Source organism: Proteiniphilum sp. (assembly GCF_034331125.1).
Lineage (GTDB): Bacteria > Bacteroidota > Bacteroidia > Bacteroidales > Dysgonomonadaceae > Proteiniphilum > Proteiniphilum saccharofermentans.
The window spans coordinates 48,430-69,368 of record NZ_JAXQGC010000046.1; the positions used below are offsets into that span (position 1 = coordinate 48,430).

Sequence of the window (20,939 nt, forward strand, 5' to 3'; positions counted from 1 at the left end):
TGGTGAATAAAGTTTAAAAGATAGCCCTTGCAAAGGGGCTGGTCGTAAATATTACAATTCTAAACCCAAGCACTATGTATACACAACAAGACCTGGAATTACTGCGTGAAAAAGGGATCACTCAGGATCAAATCGATACGCAACTGAATTATTTCGCTACCGGATTTCCTTATCTTTCTATCGTTTCTGCAGCTTCCGTAGGGAAGGGGATCATGAAAGTAGGAGAAGAAGATGAAAAAGTCTACCTGGATGCCTGGCAGGATTTCCTGAATAGTGGAAAGAGAGTGACAAAATTTGTACCGGCTTCCGGGGCTGCCAGCCGTATGTTTAAGGATTTGTTTGCCTTTTGGGATGCTGATTATGATGTGCCGACCACACCGTTTGAGAAGGAATTCTTTGATAAGATACAGCAGTTTGCATTTTTCGGTTCGCTTGATGAGACATGTAAAGATTTATTTGCCAAAGATATCGCGACATTGTGTCAAGAAGGACGATATAAAGATGTAGTTTCTGCATTGCTCGATGCTGGAGGAATGGAATATGGGAGCTTGCCCAAGGGACTGCTTCTTTTCCATAAATATCCTGAGGGGAACCGTACCCCGGTGGGAGAACATCTTACCGAAGGGACATACTATGCCAAGAATAAAACGGGAGAGGTGAACGTGCATTTTACCGTGTCGGCAGAACATAAAGAGATGTTTGAACTGCTGGTGGCAGCCAGGAAATTGAATTACGAATTCAAACTGGGTGCTACCTTCTCGGTGTCGTATAGTATCCAGAAACCGAGTACTGATACTATCGCCGCGGATATGAGTAATCAACCTTTCAGGAATGAAGACGGCTCATTGCTATTTCGTCCCGGTGGCCATGGTGCGCTGATTGAAAACCTGAACGATATCGATTCCGATGTGATTTTTATCAAGAATATCGACAATGTGGTTCCTGACAGGCTGAAGGAGAATGAAGCACGATATAAAAAGTTGTTGGCAGGTATCCTTGTCACCATGCAGCAACGCACCCATGCTTATCTGAACCGGCTGGAATCGGGAGAAGCCACTGCAAAAGAGTTGGTAGAGATGCTGGCTTTTACCGAGGATGAACTGCTGATCTCCCATCCAGGGGCGTTTGCTTCTGAAAATGAGATGAAGCAATATCTGAGGAGAAAACTCGACCGGCCATTCCGTGTTTGTGGAATGGTGAAAAACCAGGGCGAACCGGGTGGGGGGCCTTTTATTGCCGTCAATCCCGACGGAACGGTTTCACTCCAGATATTGGAGAGTTCCCAGATTGATAAGGATGATCCTGTTGCCATGGAGGCATTCAGGAACGGTTCCCATTTTAATCCTGTGGATGTGGTGTGCGGTGTGAAGTGTAATCATGGAAACAAATACAATCTGACAAAATTTATCGATCGGAATACCGGATTTATCTCCTATAAATCGAAAAACGGAAAAGAGTTGAAAGCGCTGGAACTGCCCGGATTATGGAATGGAGCTATGAGTGACTGGAACACCATTTTTGTAGAGGTACCCGTTTCCACTTTCAATCCGGTGAAGACCGTGAATGACTTGTTGCGGCCGGAACACCAATAGGATTCGTTTTACGATAATCAATCCCGCTGTATGCATAAGCCTGGTTTCATTCTTTTTTTTTTTTTAGTTGCTTTCTTTTCATGCGACTATGAACCGTTGGCACAAAATCTGCCTTCGTTACAGGGTACAAGATGGAAATATATTGAATCTGAAACAAGGGAGGATGGTACCGGTTATATCTATACTGTACGCCTTCATTTCCGAGATGAGGAGACGGTGATTTCTCTGCATGAATTTGAAGAAAGGACTCAATTCGAGATCACGTCAGGAGAAGAAGAAACCATGTATATTTACCGGTATGACCTCTCGGTAAGACAAGGCGTTTTTATTTTGGATAAAGAGGAGGCCGCTTCGTTTGAACTGAGGGGAAACCTTCTGTTTTTAACGATGGGACATCTCTCGAATGCGTATATTTTTCGCAGGGAATAACTATCCGCTTTTATAAGGAAAAAGAATGAGTGGGATATCGTAATACCGGATTTTATACAATATTTTTCTCAAAAAAACGTTTTACAGCCAAAACGACAGGCTTGAAACTTCGTATCTTATATATGCTATTGGCTGTAATATGGCTGCTGCTTTCGTGTGATCAGGCGAAACTGAGTGTCGCACGGGAGCAGTATCTGCGTGGAGAATACTATGCCGCCAGTGAAACCTACAGGAAGCTGTACCGTAATGTATCCCGTGAGGAACGTGCACAACGGGGAATCATTGCTTTTGAGATGGCGGAGAACTATCGCAAACTCAATCAGTCCTCCCGTGCAGTAGCTGCATACAACAATGCTATCCGCTACGGCTATCCCGACACCATCATGTACTTTCACTATGCCCGGATGTTGCATAGGGAAGGGAACTATGAGGGTGCGGCAGAAGCATATCGCCGATTTCTGACATTCAGACCGGAAGATCGGTTGGCTCTTGCCGGATTACAAGGAGTGGAATTGGCTGTAGAGTGGAGTAAAAATCCTACTCGCTATGTCGTAGAGCGGATGGAATTGTTCAATTCTAACCGTGGAGAGTTTAGCCCGATGCTTTCTGCAGATGGGGACCGGCTCTATTTTACCTCGTCGAGAGAAGAGGTGCTTGGTGAGGAGAAGAGTGCTATTACCGGTATGAAATACAACGACCTTTTTCGTTCAGTTAAAAATGTACATGGAGAGTGGCAAAGGCCTGAACGAATAAGTTCGGGTGTCAATACCGGATATGACGAGGGAACTCCTTCTTTCTCACCGGATGGGGAGTGGATGTATTATACTTTTAGTGATATTAATCCCAATAGGGGGACTACAGCAAAAATCTATCTTTCACGGTGGGTTAACGGTCGGTGGAGTGAAGGCCGGCCTCTTGAAATTGTGAAAGACGATTCATTATCCGTTTTTGCCCATCCGGCGATCTCCCCGTCGGGGCGTTGGCTCTACTTTGTCTCTGATATGCCGGGAGGCTATGGTGGTAAAGATATCTGGCGGGCATCGGTCATGAATAATCACGAAATCCTCTTAGTAGAGAATCTGGGACCGGATATCAATACGCCAGGCGACGAGCTTTTTCCCTATCTGCGAAATGATACCACACTCTATTTTTCTTCCGACGGGCATCCCGGAATGGGAGGATTGGATATGTTTATGGCTGTCGCGTCTGGAGGGGAGACGTGGAGACAGGGGAGATTGGGAGACTGGGAGAGAGGGAGACTGGGAGAGAGGGAGAGCGGGCGGTGGCGTGTGCGTAACCTGCAATCTCCCCTTAACTCGCCGGCTGATGATTTTGGAATCACATTCGAACCGAAAGGAGAGATGGGATTTTTTAGTTCTAACCGGAATGATGTGCGGGGGTATGATCATATCTACTCTTTTGTTTATCCCGAAGTAACCGTCTGGATAGAAGGTTTTGTGGTGGATCCTGACGATGAATTTATTCCGGGTGCCGTTGTGTCTGTGGTGGGAAGTGAGGGATCACAACTCCGTTTTGTGACTGGGAAAGAGGGTGAGTATCGCTTTAAGGCCAATAGGGATACGGATTACCTGCTGATGGCTTCAGCCGATGGCTTCCTCAATCAAAAGCAGAGATTATCCCCCTCTTCTGAGGAAAAGGATACTCTATACTATGTGGATTTTGAGATGATACCTTATAATAAGCCGGTAATACTGGATAATATATTCTATGATTTCGACAGTGCTACATTGCGACCGGAATCAAAAGACGAACTGGGTCTACTGATAGACCTGCTAAACGAACATCCTTCGGTTGCCATTGAACTCGCTGCCCATACTGACCGGAAAGGTTCAGACGAATACAATTCCGATCTCTCCCTGCGTCGTGCACAATCGGTAGTGAACTATCTCTCCGCTCATGGCATCAATCCCCAACGTTTGTCTGCCCAAGGTTTTGGTAAAACCCGGCCGGTGAAAGTGTCGAAAAAAATGGCAGAACAGTTTGATTTCTTGAAAGAGGGTGATTTGTTGACCGAAGAATTTATTGAGACTCTTACGCTTGATCAGCAGGAAATTGCCGATCAGATCAACCGGAGAACATCATTCGAGGTGATTGATCTTGAATTTGGATTTCATTAATAGCTTGAAGAACTTAATTTGTTCGAAAGGATTTGCTACCTTTGGAGCATGATTTTTGTGGAATATTGGGATGAAAAGGGGAATTTTCATCGTGAATATCTGGAAGGATATAGCGGGAGTGAGACTTTTTCGGACGTGATCTTCCAGCATGAATATGGCCATCTTCGGGATATATTGTTCACGGATAAGTTTTGTCCGGGGATAGAACCGGAGTTGCAATAGCCCGGGAAGGTGGTTACGAGTAAGATGCCTGAGTATTAGTGAAGATGAGTCGACGAGAAAGATATAGCTGTTTGATACTTCTGTTTCTTGTGGTTGCAGGAATATTTCCTCTTTCCGGACAGGAATTGAATGCTATTGTAAAGGTGAACAGTTCCAGGGTTCAGGGTGCAAACAGGCAGGTGTTTAGTACCCTTGAAGAGTCGTTGCGGAATTTTATCAACGGGCGTAAGTGGACGGATAGCCATCTTCGGACGGATGAACGGATAAATTGTTCTTTTACATTGGTTATTACCGAGACGCTCTCTTCCGGTTCTTTTAAAAGCGAGTTGTATGTGCAGTCGTACCGGCCGGTAGAGAACAGTACTTATATCACTCCCTTGTTGAATATACGTGATACCGAGATGGAGTTCGATTATACCGAACACCAATCCCTGCAGTTTGATCTCAGTTTTATCCGGGAGAACCTGACGGCTACCATTGCCTATTATGCCTATCTGATTTTGGGGCTCGACCTTGACTCCCGGTCTTTACTGGAGGGTACCTCTTGTTTCCGTAATATGGAATTGGTTGCAACCAATGTACAATCTTACGGATGGAAAGGGTGGGATCGCCGCAACAATCGCAATCGCTCGGCTATCGCTGCCGCTTTTAATGATGGAGCTTTGGAAGAGTATCGGCAGATGTGGTTTGATTATCACCGGAAAGGGTTGGATGTGCCGGCCGGACATGGCGGGCCGGGATCAAAAGAAGTAGTTCCTTCTATATTGACTTTGTCGGCTTTGCAGGCGGAACGCCCGACCAGCGTATTGATAAAACTATTTGGCGATACCAAACTCGAAGAGATGGTAAACCTTCTTTTCAAAGCAGATGCCCCGGAAAAGAAACAGGCCTATGAGGCTCTTATGAAATTATATCCCGCCCGCAATACTGAATTGGGACGGTTGAGATAAGATAAAAGTATATGTTAAAGTCGCTATACATACAGAATTTTGCATTGATCGATTCTCTCAGGATCGGGTTTGATCCCGGCTTCTCGGTAATCTCAGGTGAGACGGGAGCCGGTAAATCGATTATTCTTGGAGCCCTTTCGCTGATCCTCGGGCAGCGTGCCGATGTGAAGCAGATCAAACAGGATGCTGAAAGGTGTGTCATAGAAGGTGTTTTCGATGTTTCGGCATATCATCTTGCCTCTTTTTTCGAAGAGATGGATTGGGTATATGATGGTGAAGAGTGTATTCTTCGCCGGGAAATATGGAGTAATGGGAAATCGCGTGCTTTTGTGAATGACTCCCCTGTCTACCTGAATGATCTGAAAGGGTTGGGAGACAGGTTGATCGACATCCATTCCCAACACCAGAACCTGTCGCTGAACGATAACTTTTTCCAGTTGAATGTGGTGGATCTGCTGGCCGATACAAGGAAAGAGCGTGCGGATTATGGAGAGGCTTATGCTGTTTATCGTGCTTCTGAAAGGGCATTGGGTGATCTCCGGGAGCAATCCCGTAAAAACCGGGAAGAGGAAGACTATCTCAGGTTTCAATATAGTGCACTTGAGGAGATGAATCTTCAACCCGGTGAACAGGCACAACTCGAAGAAGAACTGGAGGCAGTTTCTCATGCTGAAGAGATAAAGACAGGGCTTTACGCAGCTACTGCACTCCTGTCGGAAGAAGAGCGGAGCGTGGAGTCGATGCTGCGCACAGTGGCAGATACATTGCACAATGTGCAACGGTTTTATCCGAAATTATCCGAATTGGTTTCAAGGGTAGATTCTGCTTTTATAGAATTGAAAGATGTGCGTGAGGAAATCGCCGGTTATTTCGAAGAGGTGGAATTTGACCCCGGTCGAAGAGAGTTGTTGGAAGAACGCCTAAGTGCGATCTATGACCTGCAAAAGAAACATTCTGCCACTACAGTGGAAGAGCTGATTACTTTGCGTGACGAGATGGGGCGGAAATTGGAGAATATTGATTCGCTTGACGAGCGGCTGCAAGCGTTGGAGAAGGAGACCGGAGAGAAACGGGAGACCATGATGGCGAGAGCTGAAATGTTAAGTGTAAAAAGGAAGAAAGCGATACCCCGTATTGAGAAAGAGTTGGTAGAACGACTTGCCTACCTGAGGATGCCCAATGTGAAGTTTCAATGTGAGTTCAAAACCAAAGAGATGCCTGACGCGACAGGAGCTGATACGGTGCAGTTTCTTTTCTCTGCCAATAAGAATGTGGCTCCCCAACCTGTTTCTCAAATTGCTTCAGGTGGTGAAATGTCTCGTTTGATGCTGTGTATCAAATCGATGATTGCGGGAGCCACGTCATTGCCGACCATCATTTTCGATGAGATCGACACCGGAACCTCGGGCGAAGTGGCTGACAGGGTAGGAGCTATCATGGAAGAGATGGGCACACGGATGCAGGTAATCGGTATCACACATCTTCCGCAGATCGCATCCAAAGGAACAGCCCATTTCCTGGTGTATAAGGAGGATTTGGGCAATATCGTAACGACAAAAATAAAAGAACTGACACCCGAAGAGCGGATACAGGAAATTGCACGCATGCTGAGCGGTGCAGAAATTACAGAACAGGCGATCGAAAATGCCAAAGTGATGCTGAATAGAAACTAAAGTATGAAGGAAAAAGAGATGATCTTCGGCATTCGTGCCGTTATTGAGGCGGTGGAAGCCGGAAAAGATATGGACAAGGTGCTGGTAAAGCGGGAATTGTCGGGTGAGTTGTTCTTGGAATTGCAGGAACTGCTCCGCCGTTATGAGATACCGATGCAGAAGGTGCCGGTGGAGCGGATAGACCGTATCACCCGGAAGAACCATCAGGGGGTGATTGCATTCACTTCGGCTGTTACCTACCAGAAACTGGAAAATGTAGTGCCGTTGCTCTATGAAGAGGGAAAAACACCGCTTATATTGGTATTGGACGGAGTGACCGACGTGCGTAATTTCGGTGCTATCGCACGTACCTGCGAGGTGGCGGGCGTGGATGCTATCGTAATACCCGAGAGAGGAAGCGTGTCGGTGAATGCCGATGCGATAAAGACCTCGGCCGGTGCATTGCATTCTATTCCGGTCTGCCGTGAAAAAAGCCTGAAAGAAGCCATTGTCTTTCTTAAAAACAGTGGAATAAAAGTGGTGGCTGCCACTGAAAAGGCTGCCTCCTTCTACACTGAGACAGATTTTTCTGTGCCGGCTGCTATTGTAATGGGGTCGGAAGATGCCGGCGTGGCTCCCGAGCACCTCCGTATTTGTGACGAACTGGTGAGGATCCCTCAATCCGGGACAATCCAGTCACTCAACGTATCCGTTGCGGCTGGAGTGTTGATCTATGAGGTGGTAAGGCAGAGGAATATCTAGTGTGGCAATGTTACTAATATGCCAATCCCGATGAATCGGGACAAGTCGTGAATAATGGGACTAACTTGAATAATAAAAAGATGAAAAAAATAATTTCAACTGACAATGCGCCTGCGGCTATAGGCCCCTACAGCCAGGCTATTGAAGCCAACGGGATGCTGTTCCTGTCGGGTATGTTACCTATTGATCCATCGAACGGAAATATTGTTCCTGGTGGTGTGAAAGAGCAGACCACTCAAATATTCAGGAATATAGAAGCAGTGCTGACAGCAGCCGGCGTTACGATGGATAATATTGTGAAAACGACGGTATTTCTGGATGATATGTCGCTGTTCGCGGAGATGAACGAAGTGTATGCTACCCGTTTCACCGGTACTTTTCCGGCTCGTTCGGCCTTTGCAGTAAAAGCTCTCCCGAAAAATGCACTGGTAGAAATAGAAGTGATTGCCGTAAAATGAAGACTTTGGGAAATATTATCTGGGTAGTATTCGGTGGCGTTTTTATCGCCATTGAATACCTGTTGGGCAGTGTGGCGCTGATGGTCACTATTATCGGCATCCCTTTTGGACTCCAATCGTTGAAACTTGCCGAGGTGGCACTATGGCCTTTCGGTAAGAAGGTGGTGCAAAAAGAACCATCTTCAGGATGCCTCTCTTTTCTGATGAATGTAATCTGGTTTTTTGTAGGCGGAGTCCCTATCGTACTCACTCACCTGCTGTTCGGTCTGCTGTTTTATATTACCATTATCGGTATTCCTTTTGGCAATCAGCATTTCAAACTGATGAGCCTGGCACTCACTCCTTTCGGAAGAACGATCGTAAACAAGTAGATCGGACAGTTCTTGTTTTACCTGAACAAGTGTGCTAAGGTTTCTATAGGGCCAACATCAGAGACTTCTACTCGAATACAGCCGGGAGATTTTCTTCTTCTTCTTCAGGTGGATCTTTCTTTACCATAAAGGCACTGATCTCCCAAAGCATATAAATAGGTACGGTCACCACGAAAAGGGAAAAAGGATCACCTGAAGGAGTGATCAACGCAGCAGCCAAGAGTGAGCCGACCACGGCATGGCGACGGAATTTCCGGAAAAAAGAACGGTAAATCAGTCCAAGTTTGGATAACAGCCAGAATACCAATGGCATTTCGAATACCAACCCCATAATCAGGATAAGGGTATAGAAATTGTTCATATAAGAGTCGAGCGAGATCATATTCTCTATGGATTCGCTTAATTCAAATGTGATAAGGAAGCGGAATATTAAAGGAAATACCACGAAATAACCCACTAAGCAGCCTATTATAAACATGAATCCCCCAAATCCAAAGACAGTTTTTACTCCTTTCGCTTCATTCTCATAAAGTGCAGGGCTGATAAATTTCCATAACTCATATAGTATATAGGGGATGGTGCAGAGTACGCCAAACATCAACGACGTAGAGATATAAGTCATAAACTGAGTAGTCATGTTTATATTTAGCATCTCTACGGAGAAGGAGTCGGCTGAGAAATCAGGCAAAAAAGGAATATATTCACTTACTTTCTCAAAAAAACGATAGGTGACAAAATCGGACGAACGGGCAGCAAGTATAACTGAGTCGAAAATATGGGGTATAACGATGAATCCGACAACAGAGAAAGCGATCACGGCAATAATAACACGAATAATGGTCCATCGGAACTCTTCCAGATGATCCCAAAAAGACATTTCCTTCTCTGACATTTCTATCTGCGCTATATAATAAATATATAAACAGCCGGAGACAAACGGGTTTAACCGGTTTTGCCTCCGAAATTATAACTCTTATGGTACTGATAATAGCATGAAAGACCTCCCCTGATGTGATAATTTGGCAGGTTTCTTTCGGGTGCTATTTAATTATTAGATGATGAATTATTTTCTGTCGGTTCGGCCTTAATATCTTCTTCAATATCCTTTAGTCCTTTTTTAAAGCTATTGATGCCTTTTCCAAGACCTTTCATGAATTCAGGTATTTTTTTTCCTCCGAAAAGAATCAGAATAACCAAAACTATAATAGGTATTTCCCATCCGTTTAAGTTGATAAGTAATGGATTCATAAGTGCGTTATGTTTAATTTGTTTATACGTTCAAATTGCTACGAAATACAAATATAGAACTTATTTATGGATATAAAGAAAAATATTATGATAAAGTTTGAAAAAATATGCAAGGCCTGTTTAATGATCTTCTAAAATAAGAATCAGATCCATATAAATGGGCAGGTGATCACTGAATCCACCTATATAGCGTGGCCCTGCACTTGTCCTGTAAGGTTTTTTACCGTAATACCTTTCGTCATCTTCCAACAGGAAATCGGCTTTGAAGAGATGCGCTTCATTGTTCTTTACGTAAATATGGTTCTCTTCCATTAAAAGATTTCCGCTGACGATAAATTGATCGAGGATCTCCCATTTTCCCTGATATTTATAAGAGCCGAATTCGGGTTCTTTTGAGCGGTGATAGAAAAGGTTATACAACTGATTCTTCTGGAGTGGTGGCATTATGCTTTTAGCTTTCAATATTTGAGAAAGACTTTTGTCTTCGGGATGGTCATTGAAGTCACCCATAATAATGATATGGGGATTTTCCCGGAGAGTAAACAGGCTGTCTGCCTTGTCTTTCAGAAGAGCCGCCGCCTCTATGCGTGCGGGCTCGCTTTCCCGCTGTCCACCGCTGCGTGAGGGGAAATGGCAGACGAAAATGTCAAGGAGGTTTCCATTGAGTACCTCTCCGGTGACGTGAAGAATATTGCGTGTCGGCCTGATTTTTTTGCTTCTGAACTTTATTTCGTATTCGCTGGTCTGTAAAGGTTTGAATTGATCACGCTGATAGAGCAGTGCCACATCGATCCCCCGATCATCAGGCGAATCGGTAATAATATAATCATATTCCTGTGCCCGCAAGGGTGATCGTTTTGTGAGGTCGAAAAGCACTGAGTCGTTTTCTATCTCGCACAGCCCGATTAATGCAGGAGATTGCATACCGCCGACAGCTGTAATCACACGGGTAATATTCCGCAGTTTCTCCCAATACTTCCATGGTGTCCACCGCATAAAACCATCCGGTAAGAAATCGTCGTCCTCCTTCAACGGGTCATCATGTGTGTCGAACAGGTTTTCTACGTTGTAAAACATAATACGGAAGTCGTTTTGTGCAACGACCCCCGTAGTATGGATAATCAGTAGAAGACTGAGAATGAAGAAATGGCGCATTGTTTTAGGGTTTATTTCTCCGCCGGCATATTTTCCAGGATCTTTACCAGGAAATCCCAGAATTTACCCACGGAAGATATCTTCATTTTTTCGTCGGGTGAATGTACATCGGTCATATCCGGCCCTATGGAGATCATGTCGAGATGAGGATATTTTTCGAGGAATAACCCGCATTCAAGGCCTGCATGGATAGCCTTTACTTTAGGGCTTTTCCCGAACAGTGCTTCATACTCTTTTTGCGCATGTTTCAGAATATTGGAATCGGGATTGGGTTGCCATCCCGGATATCCGTCATTATGGGTTATTTTTGCACCGGCCAGTTCAAATACAGAGGATACCATATTCACCACATACTCTTTCTGGGATTCGACGGAACTACGCTGGCTGGAGCCGACTTCAACCAGGTGATTGTCAATCATCTTTACAGATGCCAGGTTGGTCGATGTCTCTACCAGTCCGGGGATATCGTAACTCATGCCGATAACACCATGGGGACAGGCATACAACGCGCTAATCAGTTTCTCGGTAGTCTTCTTGTTGATCACTTTTGAAGGGATCTGCACAGACTCAAGTTGAATGTCGAGACCGGGATCGGTATGTTTGTATTCTTCTTGTACCTGAGCCAGAAAAGTATTTAGTTTTACCCTTATGTCTTCTTTGTATTTCTCTTTTACTCCCAGGAGTGCGTATGCTTCCCGGGGAATGGCGTTATGTAGATTTCCCCCACCAATTTCGGAGAGGGCCATGCCATATTTTTTTCTTGTAATGGAGTGCAGAAAGCGGGTGAGTATTTTATTGGCATTGCCCAGTTTTTTGTCGATATCACTACCCGAGTGACCACCACGCAGCCCTTTTACTTGCACCTTGAACCAGAAATATTTCTTTGGTACATCTTTTTCCTTGTATTTGAAATAGGCTTTCGTGCCTTTTCCCCCCGCACATCCTATATATATTTCACCTTCCTCTTCCGTATCGAGATTGAGCAGAATACTACCTGTGAGAAGATCTTTGTCGAGCGAATTAGCGCCTGTCAGTCCTGTCTCTTCATCCACAGTGAAGAGCGCTTCGATTTTACCGTGACTAATATCATCGGCAGCCAACACAGCTAACTGGGCAGCCACGCCTATACCATTGTCAGCCCCTAGCGTAGTGCCGTTTGCTTTTATCCAATCACCGTCGATAATTGTCTCTATGGGATTATTATCGAAATCATGCGTCACATCTGAATTTTTCTCGCAAACCATATCCACATGCGATTGCAGGATCACCGTAGGAATATTCTCTTTACCCGGAGTGGCGGGCTTGGTTATTACTATATTGCCGACTTTGTCCTGCTTTGCTTCTAAACCATGTTCACGGGCAAAATCGAGCAGATAGGCGAGGATTTTCTCCTCTTTTTTAGATGGCCTTGGAATTTGTGTGATCTGGTAAAAATAATTCCAGATGGCGGAAGGTTGTAAATCTGTTATCGTCATATTATTTTATTTTAGATGGCTTATAGAGTGGGTAAAAGTACAAGAAAAATGGTGGATAGACAAAAATTTAATATCTTTAATTCCAAAAAATATGGTTTAATTGGCTAATTAGAGTATCTTTGCGGCATCAAAAAACATCATTATGATAAAAATACTCATTTTAGGCTTTGCTATTCTGTTTATTGCTATTCTATTGATGGGGATACGTGTTTTCTTTACCAAAAAAGGAGAGTTTCCCAGCCTCCATATTGGTGATAGCAAGCCTTTACAGGATAAAGGAATCCATTGTGCCACGTCCCAGGACTCGGAGATAAGCAGAAGAGAAAGTCCGATAGAAAAAATGTTGAAATCAGAAAATATTTAAATCTCTCAAAAATGAAGAATTCTACTCCTTACATCGTCAGCGGAGTGTTGGCGGTCGCAATCATTATTCTTTACGTTTTACATTTTACATCCAAACCATCCACCGGCAGATCCGCACAAAAAGATCTTACTACTTTGCTTAACGACTCTTCCATTACATTGCCAATCGGTTATGTGAATGTGGATTCATTGTTGATGAATTATAATTTTGCCAAGGATCTCAACGAATCGCTGTTGAGAAAGCAGGAGAGTACCCGGGCAACGTTGAATCAGAGAGAAGGCCAGATTCGTAATGCTGCTGCCGATTTTGATCGCAAACTACGCAATAATGCATTCTTAAGCACGGAAAGGGCACAGCAGGAACAAAACCGGATAATGCAGATGGATCAGGAATACCAGCAGTTGGCCGAACGGTTGACACAGGAATTTATGATAGAGCAGGAAAAACTGAATATCCAGATGGAGGATACCATCAGGGCAAGAATGAAGGAATTCAACCGCGACAAACATTATGAAATTATATTCAGCAACAGGACCACCAGTACGATCCTGCTTGCCGAAGACAAATATGACATTACCAACGAAGTGGTTGAATTTTTGAATAGTAAGTACGGTCCAGCCACAGCAGCTGCTACTTCGGAAAAATAATCCTGTTTCACAGTTTTTAGGACAGGGTAAAAGGGTATGTCACTGTGTGATTTTGCCCTTTTTTTCTTGGTAGAGGTCTTTATTCCAAAAAATGAAGCATTGGAAAACATATATCGAAAGACAGAAAACGGAATACCTACACACCATCATTCCGCCTGAGACAGCAGCGGAAATAGTCGTGGTAATTCCCTGCTACAACGAACCCGCCCTGTTTGAAACATTGGAAAATCTCTATGCTGCCGATCGCCCCGATGCAAACGTGTTGACGGTGGTTATACTCAATTCGGGTGTGCTTGCTGGTGAGGAGGTTGTGGCGCAGAATAGGATTTCTTATGAAAAGACCAACCTGTTTGCAGAGCGTTATAATGAAGATAGTTTCGTCTTTTTGCCGTTACTGTTCGAAGATTTACCGCGAAAACATGCCGGTGTGGGTCTGGCACGAAAAATAGGGATGGATCTGGCAGTGGAGCACTTTCTGCGTAATGAGAAGCCGCGAGGTATAATTGTTTCCCTGGATGCTGATTGTACGGTCTCGTCCAATTTCCTGATAACTATATGGGAGGCTTTCTCCCGTGATAAGTCACTGAATGGCACCATTCATGATTTTCGTCACCGGGTAGAAGCAGGTAGCCCTCTGACGGAAGGCGCAGCAAGGCAGTATGAAGCCTATATCCGTTATTTTCGGTCGATGTTGGAATATACAGGCTTCCCTTATTATTGGCACACGATTGGATCCGCATTTGCAGTGTCGGCAGACGCCTATGTGCGTGTGGGAGGTATGGGGCGACAACAGGGAGGGGAAGATTTTTATTTCCTGCAAAAGGTATTTGCTCTTGGGAATATTCGCGAACTGAAAGATACAACGGTTTTTCCAATGGCACGACTTTCCGATCGGGTTCCATTTGGAACAGGACCCTCATTACAAAAAATTGTAAATGAACCGGATGGTAATGTGAGAGCCTATTCGAAGAGGGCGTTCGAAGAATTGAAACGACTCTTCGATATGAAAGATGGCTTCTTTGGGAAAGATACGCAAACGGTAGAAATAATGATAGCTGGTCTGCACCCGTCATTGCTGCAATTCTTGCGGGAAATCGATTTCCTTACGCTTGTCAGGGATTGTAATGAGAACAGTGCTTCCCTTGCTACATTCCGGAAACGTTTTTTTCATCATTTCAATGCGTTCAGGACTATCAAATACCTGAATCAGGTACATCCCGAACCTTTTCCTTATGAAAGTTTTGCTACGTTGGTTGACAAATATTAGGTATCATTTTGCTGATTGGCTGATATTTTGTATTTTTGCGAGCAAAAGGTAAGATATCTCTTTCATAATTCTAAATCGGATTTTATGACAATGTTTAACGGAGTTGAAATTATTAGTGCTTTTTTGGTTCTGTTTGCAATTATCGATGTAACAGGAGCAGTCCCTATCTTTCTGAATCTAAGGAGTCAGGACAGAACGATCCATCCCGAAAAAGCAGCTTTCTATTCACTTCTGATTTTAGTAGGTTTTTTATTTGTCGGAGAATGGATATTAAAACTTTTCCAACTTGATATTTCAGCTTTTGCCGTTGCCGGTGCTGTTGTGCTATTAATTCTTTCCATAGAGATGATTTTTGGCGTAGAGATATTTAAGAATGATAGTACCTCTACCGATAATTCCTCTACGTTGTTCCCGGTTGTCTTTCCTCTGATTGCCGGACCGGGAAGCTTTACCACCCTACTTTCCATGCGTGCTGAATTCCATATTGTGAATATCATTATAGCGGTGATACTGAATCTGGCCATCGTCTATTTGGTATTGCGATATCTCGATCTGGTAAAGAAGCTGTTGGGAGAGAGTGGTGCTTATATCCTCCGCAAATTTTTTGGAGTCATCCTCATGGCTATATCAGTGAAATTACTTACTTCCAACCTGTCTGCACTTATCTCAACTGTAAACGGTGTGGCCGCATAATTGGTATTATCAGCATTTTAATTGAACTTTCTACTTCGATACAGCCCAAAGTAGCAAAAATATAGCTATATTTGCAGGTCAGAAATTCTGACACCCCATTACGGAAATCAGGTTATTTTCCATCAATTAGGATTTTCAAATTAATCTATTTATAAAATTCAACAACATGAGAATTGTAAGTGTTTTAGGACGGGAAGTTTTGGATTCAAGAGGTAATCCAACCGTTGAAGTAGACGTGTTGACAGAATCGGGTGCGTTTGGACGTGCCGCTGTTCCATCAGGAGCTTCTACAGGAGAGAACGAAGCATTGGAACTCCGTGACGGAGACAAAAGCCGTTACCTGGGAAAAGGTGTGTTGAAAGCAGTAGCAAACATCAATGATACTATTGCTCCGGCACTGTTGGGTATGAATGTATTGGAACAGACCCAGATTGATGCCAGATTACTCGAACTGGACGGTACAAAAACAAAATCCAACCTTGGTGCAAACGCTCTTCTGGGTGTATCTCTCGCAGTAGCAAAGGCTGCGGCTAACTATCTCGGTCTGCCGCTTTATCGTTACATTGGTGGTACCAACACCTATGTATTGCCTGTTCCCATGATGAATATCATCAACGGAGGTTCTCATTCCGATGCTCCCATCGCATTCCAGGAATTTATGATCCGCCCTGTTGGTGCCAGCTCTTTCAAAGAAGGATTGCGTATGGGTGCCGAAGTATTCCACGCATTGAAGAAAGTGCTTCACGACAGAGGTCTCAGCACTGCTGTTGGTGATGAGGGTGGTTTCGCTCCCAATTTGAGCGGAGGAACCGAAGAAGCCCTCGAATCGATTCTGACCGCCATCAGGAATGCCGGTTACGAACCGGGTAAAGATGTGATGATAGGGCTTGACTGTGCTTCTTCTGAATTCTATAAAGACGGCGTATATGACTATTCCAAATTTGAAGGCCCGAACGGTAAAAAACGTACTCGCGAAGAGCAGGTTGCTTACCTGGAAGAACTGATCACCAAATATCCTATCGACTCTATTGAAGATGGTATGAGTGAAAACGACTGGGAAGGATGGAAATTGCTTACCGATAAGATTGGCAGCAGATGCCAGTTGGTGGGTGACGACCTGTTCGTGACCAATGTTGAGTTCCTTGAGAGAGGTATCAAAGAGGGTTGCGGAAACTCTATCCTGATCAAGGTGAACCAGATCGGAACGCTTACAGAAACGCTGAATGCTATCGAAATGGCACACAGGAACGGATATACCAGTGTAACTTCACACCGTTCAGGTGAAACCGAAGATGCTACCATCGCCGATATCTCTGTGGCTACCAACGCCGGACAGATCAAGACCGGTTCTTTGAGCCGTTCAGACCGTATGGCCAAGTACAACCAATTACTCCGTATTGAAGAGGAACTGGGCGACCGCGCTGTTTACGGATACAAGAAGATCAGATAATAATTTTCTTGATACATACTACAATATGAGCCATCCTTCGGGATGGCTTTTTTATATCTGTACTATCGTTTTTTATCCTGTGAAAGTTGTAGTTACAGGTTTTTCCAAAAACTACATTTTGAGACTAATCATTAAATTTGGACAGCGGTTCAAAATATTATAACTTTGCGTCCGTCGGAACAAATTTCACATCCCTTGCCACAGAGATTTTTCCTGAGAAAGAATTTGCATTCATTGAAGAAAGGGCTGGTTCAGTTTAATTTATACTACCGAAAATAAGTCCATAGATGAAAGACAGGAACAAAGAAAATAGTCTCGCATCTTTCAGAATTTATTACGAGGCAAACGTATCGCCACTGATATTGTTTGCGCGGCGTTTTGTTTCTGTGGAAATGGCTGAAGATATCATACAGGATATTTTCCTCGATATATGGGATCATTCCGAAATGAATGAAAAGTTACCTTCCCGTTCTTATTTATTTATGGCTGTCAGGAATAAATCTATATAATCTCCTTATGGCATGTTTCCAGCCGAACTTTAAGCGTTGAAACGAGATAAAGGAGGAAATTTTCACAAGAAAATCAAATAAAAGTCCTGATAATTTTTGAGAAAAGCTTTGATCAATTACCTTTGCGGGGAATTTTATAAAAAATAAATAAAGAATTATGCAAACATTATTGACAAGCATCAACGAACAAATTGCGTTGTTCCAGGAAAATGCAAAACTTCAAACGGAGAACAATAACAAAGCTGCTGGTGCCCGTGCACGTAAAGCTTCGTTAGAATTGGAAAAACAACTGAAAGCTTTCCGTAAAGCATCGATCGAAGCTGCCAAGTAAGGTTGATCAAGTTCGATGAAGTTATATAGATTGTCCCTAACCGGGCAATCTTTTTTATTTACTGTAGGACAATTATCCCCCTTCCCCTTCCAAAAAAAGGCTAAATAAACGAGGTTGTCAATTTTTCGGTTGTGTTTGGAATAATAGAATCGTAACTTTACAGTTCGAATCTGTAATCAAACAAAATATGGCTACTCATTTCCAATATGGGAAGAAAGAAATTGAGCACTTAAGAAAGGTTGATAAACGGTTAGCAGTATTCTATCGACCAAGTTGGCATGATAGAGAGGACGGTCAATCCCGACCTTTTTTCGCACTTATACATTTAAGAATAGACAGGGAGTTTCCCACGATTCAAACAATTAATCTGACATAAAAAGATGGAAATGGAAAAAGAAGTGTTCTATAAAGCATTCCTTGAAAGGGATAGTTCTTTCGAGGGCGTATTCATTGTCGGAGTAAAAACAACAGGTATATTCTGCCGACCCACTTGTCCTGCCAGGCCTAAAATAGAAAACGTAGAGTTTTTCCCTTCTGCAAAAGAAACCATGCTTAACGGTTACAGACCTTGTAAAGTCTGTAAACCGTTGGAAAAATTGGGAAATCCGCCTGACGGCATTAAACAATTATTGAAATACATGGAAGAAAATCCTACGGTTAAAATAAAGGATGCCGATTTGCAGGAAATGGGATTAGAGCCAAATCAGGTACGCCGGTGGTTTTTGAAAAACTACAAGCAGACATTCCATGCTTACCAAAGAATGTATCGGGCGAACAGTGCCTTCCAACGTATCCAATCCGACCAGAATGTAACGGACGTTGCCTTTGATTCGGGTTATGATTCTTTGAGCGGGTTCAACAGTATGTTCAAAAATATTATCGGTACTTCTCCGCAAAAAAGTAAAGACAAGCGTGTAATCAACGTAACATATGTTGAAACCGATTTGGGACTGATGATTGCCGCCGCGACTGAGAAAGGTATCTGCATGTTTGAGTTTGCCGACTATAAATTGATAGATTTGGAATTAAGACAATTGGGAGAGGAATTCAATGCTCCGCTTATACAGGGCGACAATCCTCATTTTGACACGCTTCGAGAGCAATTAAATGAGTATTTCAGGGGAGAGCGAAAAGATTTCAATATCCCGCTGGACTTGGCAGGTACGGAATTTCAAAAGAAAGTGTGGCTTAGCCTGTTACGGATACCGTATGGTTGTACGACCACCTATGGAAAACAAGCAGAAGCTTTAGGGAAACCTTCTGCCGTAAGAGCTGTTGCCAATGCCAACGGAAAAAATAAAATCTCTATCATTCTGCCTTGCCATAGGGTTATCGGTGCGGATGGTACACTCACGGGATATGGCGGAGGAATGTGGAGAAAAAAGAAGTTATTGGAGTTTGAAAAAGAGAATATGACAACTTCCCATTAAAATCATGGAAATTATTATTATCTCATTGTGCGCATTTCTGGTCGCCATCCTTACTTTCTTTTCGGGTTTCGGGCTTGGAACAATCCTTACACCCGTTTTTATGGTTTTTTTCCCTGTCGATCTGGCTATAGCCCTTACAGGAATAGTCCATTTCTTCAATAATATCTTTAAGTTGTTACTTGTCGGCAAGCATGCCAATAAGGAAGTATTGCTCCGCTTTGGTATTCCCGCCATAATAGGTGCTTTTATCGGAGCCTGGCTGCTGTTGAATATTTCCGATCTGAAACCTCTTTTCATTTACGAGGCTTTTGGAAAGATAATCGAGGTCTATCCTGTAAAATTCATCATTTCCGTTTTGCTTATTATTTTTGCAAGTCTTGATTTAATACCTTATTTCGGAAAATTACAGTTTGGGAAAGACAAACTTCCCATCGGCGGGGCTTTGAGCGGATTCTTTGGCGGACTATCGGGGAATCAAGGAGCTTTGCGCAGCGCTTTCCTTATTAAAGCGGGCCTCTCCAAAGAAGCATTTGTTGCGACTGCTGTTGTTGTGTCGACTTTTGTCGATTTTACCCGCCTGAGTGTATATGCTACACGATTTACCCAATCGGGATTGGTTGATAATCTGCCTTTGGTTATTAGCGCCACACTTGCGGGAATCGCCGGGGCATATATCGGAAACAAGCTTTTGAAAAAAGTCACATTGAAGTTTTTGCAGGTAACTATTGCGATCATGCTGATCATTGTATCATTGGCTTTGGGGGTCGGACTGATTTAATAAAAAACATTATTTTCTATGGCGAATAAAATAGTTATAATCAAATAGTTAAAAGTTATTTGTAGTATTATACCAAACATTTTATTTATCAGTTTTATAGTGAGGCTGGCGAAATTTCCATCAAGCTGGTAGAAATTCACAAATATCATGAAATCAGGATTCTATGATTCATCACCAAACTGGTGACGAATTAGAAATGACGCAAAATAGCGTATACCGGAAATAAACATCAGTCTAAACATGCAGGAATATGGTATAGAGGTATATTATAGTTAAATAGGGTCTGCTAAATAATTGACATTTATGCTGATAATCAGCAAAATAATTGATATAAAATTTGTATAACTGCAAGAAATTGAGTATTTTTACTTCATAATCCTTGCATTTTATGATACGATACAAGAGCTCCAGACAGCTTTCAATTTCAGAGTTCAAGATGCCCTTCGAGGCAAAACTGGATGAGAATAACCGGTGGGTTGTTCTTTCAAAAATAGTACCCTGGGAAGAGTTCGCCCGACTTTATTACAAGAACTTCAAAAGCAATCGTGGTGCGCCCACGAAGGATGCCAGACTTGTGCTGGGGGTGATTATCATCAAGCACATCATGAAGAGTGACGACCGTGGAGTAATAGAGATGATACAGGAGAACCCCTACGTGCAGTATTTTCTTGGGCTTGAGTCTTTCACTTCTGAACAGGTGATGACACCGTCACTGCTGGTCTCCATCAGAAAGCGAATCGACCTTGATGTCTTTGAATCATTGACGGACGACTTGATAAGGAAAGGGTTGAAGCTGAAAGCCGGGGCAGATCAAGAAGAGGTTGACAAGGATACGAAGGATGAAGAAGATGATAATGATGACGATCCCGATCCACATCCCGGTAACAAGGGTAAGCTCCAACTGGATGCCACTGTCTGTGATGCGGATATCAAGTATCCCACCGACCTGGACCTGTTGAACGGGAGCCGTCAAAAGGCGGAAGAACTGATTGATGAACTGTGTTTGAAGCTGGGAGTC

At 43.4% G+C, this 20,939-nt stretch carries 23 protein-coding genes; 19 read left to right on the forward strand and 4 right to left on the reverse strand.

Annotated elements, in window-relative coordinates:
- Window positions 1-74 precede the first annotated feature (74 nt).
- From U2P89_RS11450 to U2P89_RS11490, 9 genes are all read left to right on the forward strand, one after another.
- Complete coding sequence (locus U2P89_RS11450) at window positions 75-1,592, forward strand: DUF4301 family protein (protein WP_322191459.1); 1,518 nt, start codon at window positions 75-77, stop codon at window positions 1,590-1,592.
- Between the two features lie 30 nt (window positions 1,593-1,622).
- Complete coding sequence (locus U2P89_RS11455) at window positions 1,623-2,021, forward strand: hypothetical protein (RefSeq protein ID WP_322191460.1); 399 nt, start codon at window positions 1,623-1,625, stop codon at window positions 2,019-2,021.
- Between the two features lie 122 nt (window positions 2,022-2,143).
- Window positions 2,144-4,159 carry an OmpA family protein gene (locus U2P89_RS11460; RefSeq protein ID WP_091907257.1) on the forward strand — a complete coding sequence of 672 codons (2,016 nt, stop codon included), beginning with the start codon at window positions 2,144-2,146 and terminating at the stop codon, window positions 4,157-4,159.
- A gap of 48 nt (window positions 4,160-4,207) precedes the next feature.
- Window positions 4,208-4,381 (forward strand): peptide deformylase, encoded by a 174-nt coding sequence (locus U2P89_RS11465; protein WP_139233434.1) that lies wholly within the window; start codon window positions 4,208-4,210, stop codon window positions 4,379-4,381.
- A gap of 71 nt (window positions 4,382-4,452) precedes the next feature.
- The gene (locus U2P89_RS11470; protein ID WP_322191461.1) at window positions 4,453-5,331 is read left to right on the forward strand and encodes a DUF4835 family protein; all 879 of its coding nucleotides are present in this window, start codon (window positions 4,453-4,455) and stop codon (window positions 5,329-5,331) included.
- 11 nt (window positions 5,332-5,342) lie between these two features.
- Window positions 5,343-7,004 carry a DNA repair protein RecN gene (recN, locus tag U2P89_RS11475; RefSeq protein ID WP_076931492.1) on the forward strand — a complete coding sequence of 554 codons (1,662 nt, stop codon included), beginning with the start codon at window positions 5,343-5,345 and terminating at the stop codon, window positions 7,002-7,004.
- Window positions 7,005-7,007: 3 nt separating this feature from the next.
- Window positions 7,008-7,745 carry a 23S rRNA (guanosine(2251)-2'-O)-methyltransferase RlmB gene (rlmB, locus tag U2P89_RS11480; RefSeq protein ID WP_092025164.1) on the forward strand — a complete coding sequence of 246 codons (738 nt, stop codon included), beginning with the start codon at window positions 7,008-7,010 and terminating at the stop codon, window positions 7,743-7,745.
- A gap of 80 nt (window positions 7,746-7,825) precedes the next feature.
- Entirely contained in the window at window positions 7,826-8,203 is a 378-nt protein-coding gene (locus U2P89_RS11485; protein ID WP_076931489.1) for a RidA family protein, read from the forward strand.
- The gene (locus tag U2P89_RS11490) at window positions 8,200-8,574 is read left to right on the forward strand and encodes a YccF domain-containing protein (RefSeq protein ID WP_092025167.1); all 375 of its coding nucleotides are present in this window, start codon (window positions 8,200-8,202) and stop codon (window positions 8,572-8,574) included. Before U2P89_RS11485 ends, U2P89_RS11490 begins: the two co-directional genes overlap by 4 nt.
- Window positions 8,575-8,641: 67 nt before the next feature.
- On the opposite strand, the gene tatC is transcribed toward U2P89_RS11490, so the two are convergent.
- The 4 genes from tatC to U2P89_RS11510 form a co-directional block, all read right to left on the reverse strand.
- Window positions 8,642-9,466, reverse strand: coding sequence for a twin-arginine translocase subunit TatC (gene tatC, locus U2P89_RS11495; RefSeq protein WP_092025169.1), 825 nt, complete (start codon window positions 9,464-9,466; stop codon window positions 8,642-8,644).
- A 152-nt stretch (window positions 9,467-9,618) separates the two neighbouring features.
- Entirely contained in the window at window positions 9,619-9,822 is a 204-nt protein-coding gene (locus tag U2P89_RS11500) for a Sec-independent protein translocase subunit TatA/TatB (RefSeq protein ID WP_026327189.1), read from the reverse strand.
- A 120-nt stretch (window positions 9,823-9,942) separates the two neighbouring features.
- Complete coding sequence (locus tag U2P89_RS11505) at window positions 9,943-10,977, reverse strand: endonuclease/exonuclease/phosphatase family protein (protein ID WP_322191462.1); 1,035 nt, start codon at window positions 10,975-10,977, stop codon at window positions 9,943-9,945.
- Window positions 10,978-10,988: 11 nt separating this feature from the next.
- Window positions 10,989-12,452, reverse strand: a complete 1,464-nt coding sequence (locus U2P89_RS11510; RefSeq protein ID WP_076931485.1) for an aminoacyl-histidine dipeptidase — start codon at window positions 12,450-12,452, stop codon at window positions 10,989-10,991.
- Window positions 12,453-12,594: 142 nt separating this feature from the next.
- Between U2P89_RS11510 and U2P89_RS11515 the strand changes: the two genes are divergently transcribed.
- The 10 genes from U2P89_RS11515 to U2P89_RS11560 form a co-directional block, all read left to right on the forward strand.
- Window positions 12,595-12,816 (forward strand): hypothetical protein, encoded by a 222-nt coding sequence (locus U2P89_RS11515; RefSeq protein WP_076931483.1) that lies wholly within the window; start codon window positions 12,595-12,597, stop codon window positions 12,814-12,816.
- A gap of 11 nt (window positions 12,817-12,827) precedes the next feature.
- Complete coding sequence (locus tag U2P89_RS11520) at window positions 12,828-13,463, forward strand: OmpH family outer membrane protein (protein ID WP_322191463.1); 636 nt, start codon at window positions 12,828-12,830, stop codon at window positions 13,461-13,463.
- A 91-nt stretch (window positions 13,464-13,554) separates the two neighbouring features.
- Window positions 13,555-14,730, forward strand: coding sequence for a hypothetical protein (locus tag U2P89_RS11525; protein WP_322191464.1), 1,176 nt, complete (start codon window positions 13,555-13,557; stop codon window positions 14,728-14,730).
- Window positions 14,731-14,814: 84 nt separating this feature from the next.
- Window positions 14,815-15,423 carry a MarC family protein gene (locus U2P89_RS11530; protein ID WP_091907222.1) on the forward strand — a complete coding sequence of 203 codons (609 nt, stop codon included), beginning with the start codon at window positions 14,815-14,817 and terminating at the stop codon, window positions 15,421-15,423.
- A 166-nt stretch (window positions 15,424-15,589) separates the two neighbouring features.
- Entirely contained in the window at window positions 15,590-16,873 is a 1,284-nt protein-coding gene (eno, locus tag U2P89_RS11535) for a phosphopyruvate hydratase (protein WP_091907224.1), read from the forward strand.
- Between the two features lie 287 nt (window positions 16,874-17,160).
- Entirely contained in the window at window positions 17,161-17,382 is a 222-nt protein-coding gene (locus tag U2P89_RS11540) for a sigma factor (protein WP_313382035.1), read from the forward strand.
- A gap of 157 nt (window positions 17,383-17,539) precedes the next feature.
- Entirely contained in the window at window positions 17,540-17,713 is a 174-nt protein-coding gene (locus tag U2P89_RS11545; RefSeq protein ID WP_076931466.1) for a histone H1, read from the forward strand.
- 380 nt (window positions 17,714-18,093) lie between these two features.
- Complete coding sequence (locus tag U2P89_RS11550) at window positions 18,094-19,143, forward strand: methylated-DNA--[protein]-cysteine S-methyltransferase (RefSeq protein WP_322191465.1); 1,050 nt, start codon at window positions 18,094-18,096, stop codon at window positions 19,141-19,143.
- A 4-nt stretch (window positions 19,144-19,147) separates the two neighbouring features.
- Window positions 19,148-19,921 (forward strand): sulfite exporter TauE/SafE family protein, encoded by a 774-nt coding sequence (locus tag U2P89_RS11555; protein WP_092025178.1) that lies wholly within the window; start codon window positions 19,148-19,150, stop codon window positions 19,919-19,921.
- 388 nt (window positions 19,922-20,309) lie between these two features.
- Window positions 20,310-20,939 (forward strand): transposase (locus tag U2P89_RS11560; protein WP_322191466.1); only part of this gene is annotated, 630 nt, incomplete at its 3' end.

What these genes read in the sequence shown, in the direction of transcription:
- U2P89_RS11455 (WP_322191460.1), top strand. Translation starts at nt 1,623, where the DNA reads ATGCATAAGCCTGGTTTCATTCTTTTTTTTTTTTTAGTTGCTTTCTTT.
- U2P89_RS11465 (WP_139233434.1), top strand. Translation starts at nt 4,208, where the DNA reads ATGATTTTTGTGGAATATTGGGATGAAAAGGGGAATTTTCATCGTGAA.
- U2P89_RS11500 (WP_026327189.1), bottom strand. Translation starts at nt 9,822, where the DNA reads ATGAATCCATTACTTATCAACTTAAACGGATGGGAAATACCTATTATA.
- U2P89_RS11515 (WP_076931483.1), top strand. Translation starts at nt 12,595, where the DNA reads ATGATAAAAATACTCATTTTAGGCTTTGCTATTCTGTTTATTGCTATT.
- U2P89_RS11510 (WP_076931485.1), bottom strand. Translation starts at nt 12,452, where the DNA reads ATGACGATAACAGATTTACAACCTTCCGCCATCTGGAATTATTTTTAC.
- U2P89_RS11550 (WP_322191465.1), top strand. Translation starts at nt 18,094, where the DNA reads ATGGAAATGGAAAAAGAAGTGTTCTATAAAGCATTCCTTGAAAGGGAT.
- U2P89_RS11545 (WP_076931466.1), top strand. Translation starts at nt 17,540, where the DNA reads ATGCAAACATTATTGACAAGCATCAACGAACAAATTGCGTTGTTCCAG.
- U2P89_RS11555 (WP_092025178.1), top strand. Translation starts at nt 19,148, where the DNA reads ATGGAAATTATTATTATCTCATTGTGCGCATTTCTGGTCGCCATCCTT.
- U2P89_RS11450 (WP_322191459.1), top strand. Translation starts at nt 75, where the DNA reads ATGTATACACAACAAGACCTGGAATTACTGCGTGAAAAAGGGATCACT.
- U2P89_RS11460 (WP_091907257.1), top strand. Translation starts at nt 2,144, where the DNA reads ATGCTATTGGCTGTAATATGGCTGCTGCTTTCGTGTGATCAGGCGAAA.
- recN (WP_076931492.1), top strand. Translation starts at nt 5,343, where the DNA reads ATGTTAAAGTCGCTATACATACAGAATTTTGCATTGATCGATTCTCTC.
- U2P89_RS11505 (WP_322191462.1), bottom strand. Translation starts at nt 10,977, where the DNA reads ATGCGCCATTTCTTCATTCTCAGTCTTCTACTGATTATCCATACTACG.
- U2P89_RS11540 (WP_313382035.1), top strand. Translation starts at nt 17,161, where the DNA reads ATGAAAGACAGGAACAAAGAAAATAGTCTCGCATCTTTCAGAATTTAT.
- U2P89_RS11520 (WP_322191463.1), top strand. Translation starts at nt 12,828, where the DNA reads ATGAAGAATTCTACTCCTTACATCGTCAGCGGAGTGTTGGCGGTCGCA.
- rlmB (WP_092025164.1), top strand. Translation starts at nt 7,008, where the DNA reads ATGAAGGAAAAAGAGATGATCTTCGGCATTCGTGCCGTTATTGAGGCG.
- U2P89_RS11485 (WP_076931489.1), top strand. Translation starts at nt 7,826, where the DNA reads ATGAAAAAAATAATTTCAACTGACAATGCGCCTGCGGCTATAGGCCCC.
- U2P89_RS11490 (WP_092025167.1), top strand. Translation starts at nt 8,200, where the DNA reads ATGAAGACTTTGGGAAATATTATCTGGGTAGTATTCGGTGGCGTTTTT.
- U2P89_RS11525 (WP_322191464.1), top strand. Translation starts at nt 13,555, where the DNA reads ATGAAGCATTGGAAAACATATATCGAAAGACAGAAAACGGAATACCTA.
- tatC (WP_092025169.1), bottom strand. Translation starts at nt 9,466, where the DNA reads ATGTCAGAGAAGGAAATGTCTTTTTGGGATCATCTGGAAGAGTTCCGA.
- U2P89_RS11530 (WP_091907222.1), top strand. Translation starts at nt 14,815, where the DNA reads ATGACAATGTTTAACGGAGTTGAAATTATTAGTGCTTTTTTGGTTCTG.
- eno (WP_091907224.1), top strand. Translation starts at nt 15,590, where the DNA reads ATGAGAATTGTAAGTGTTTTAGGACGGGAAGTTTTGGATTCAAGAGGT.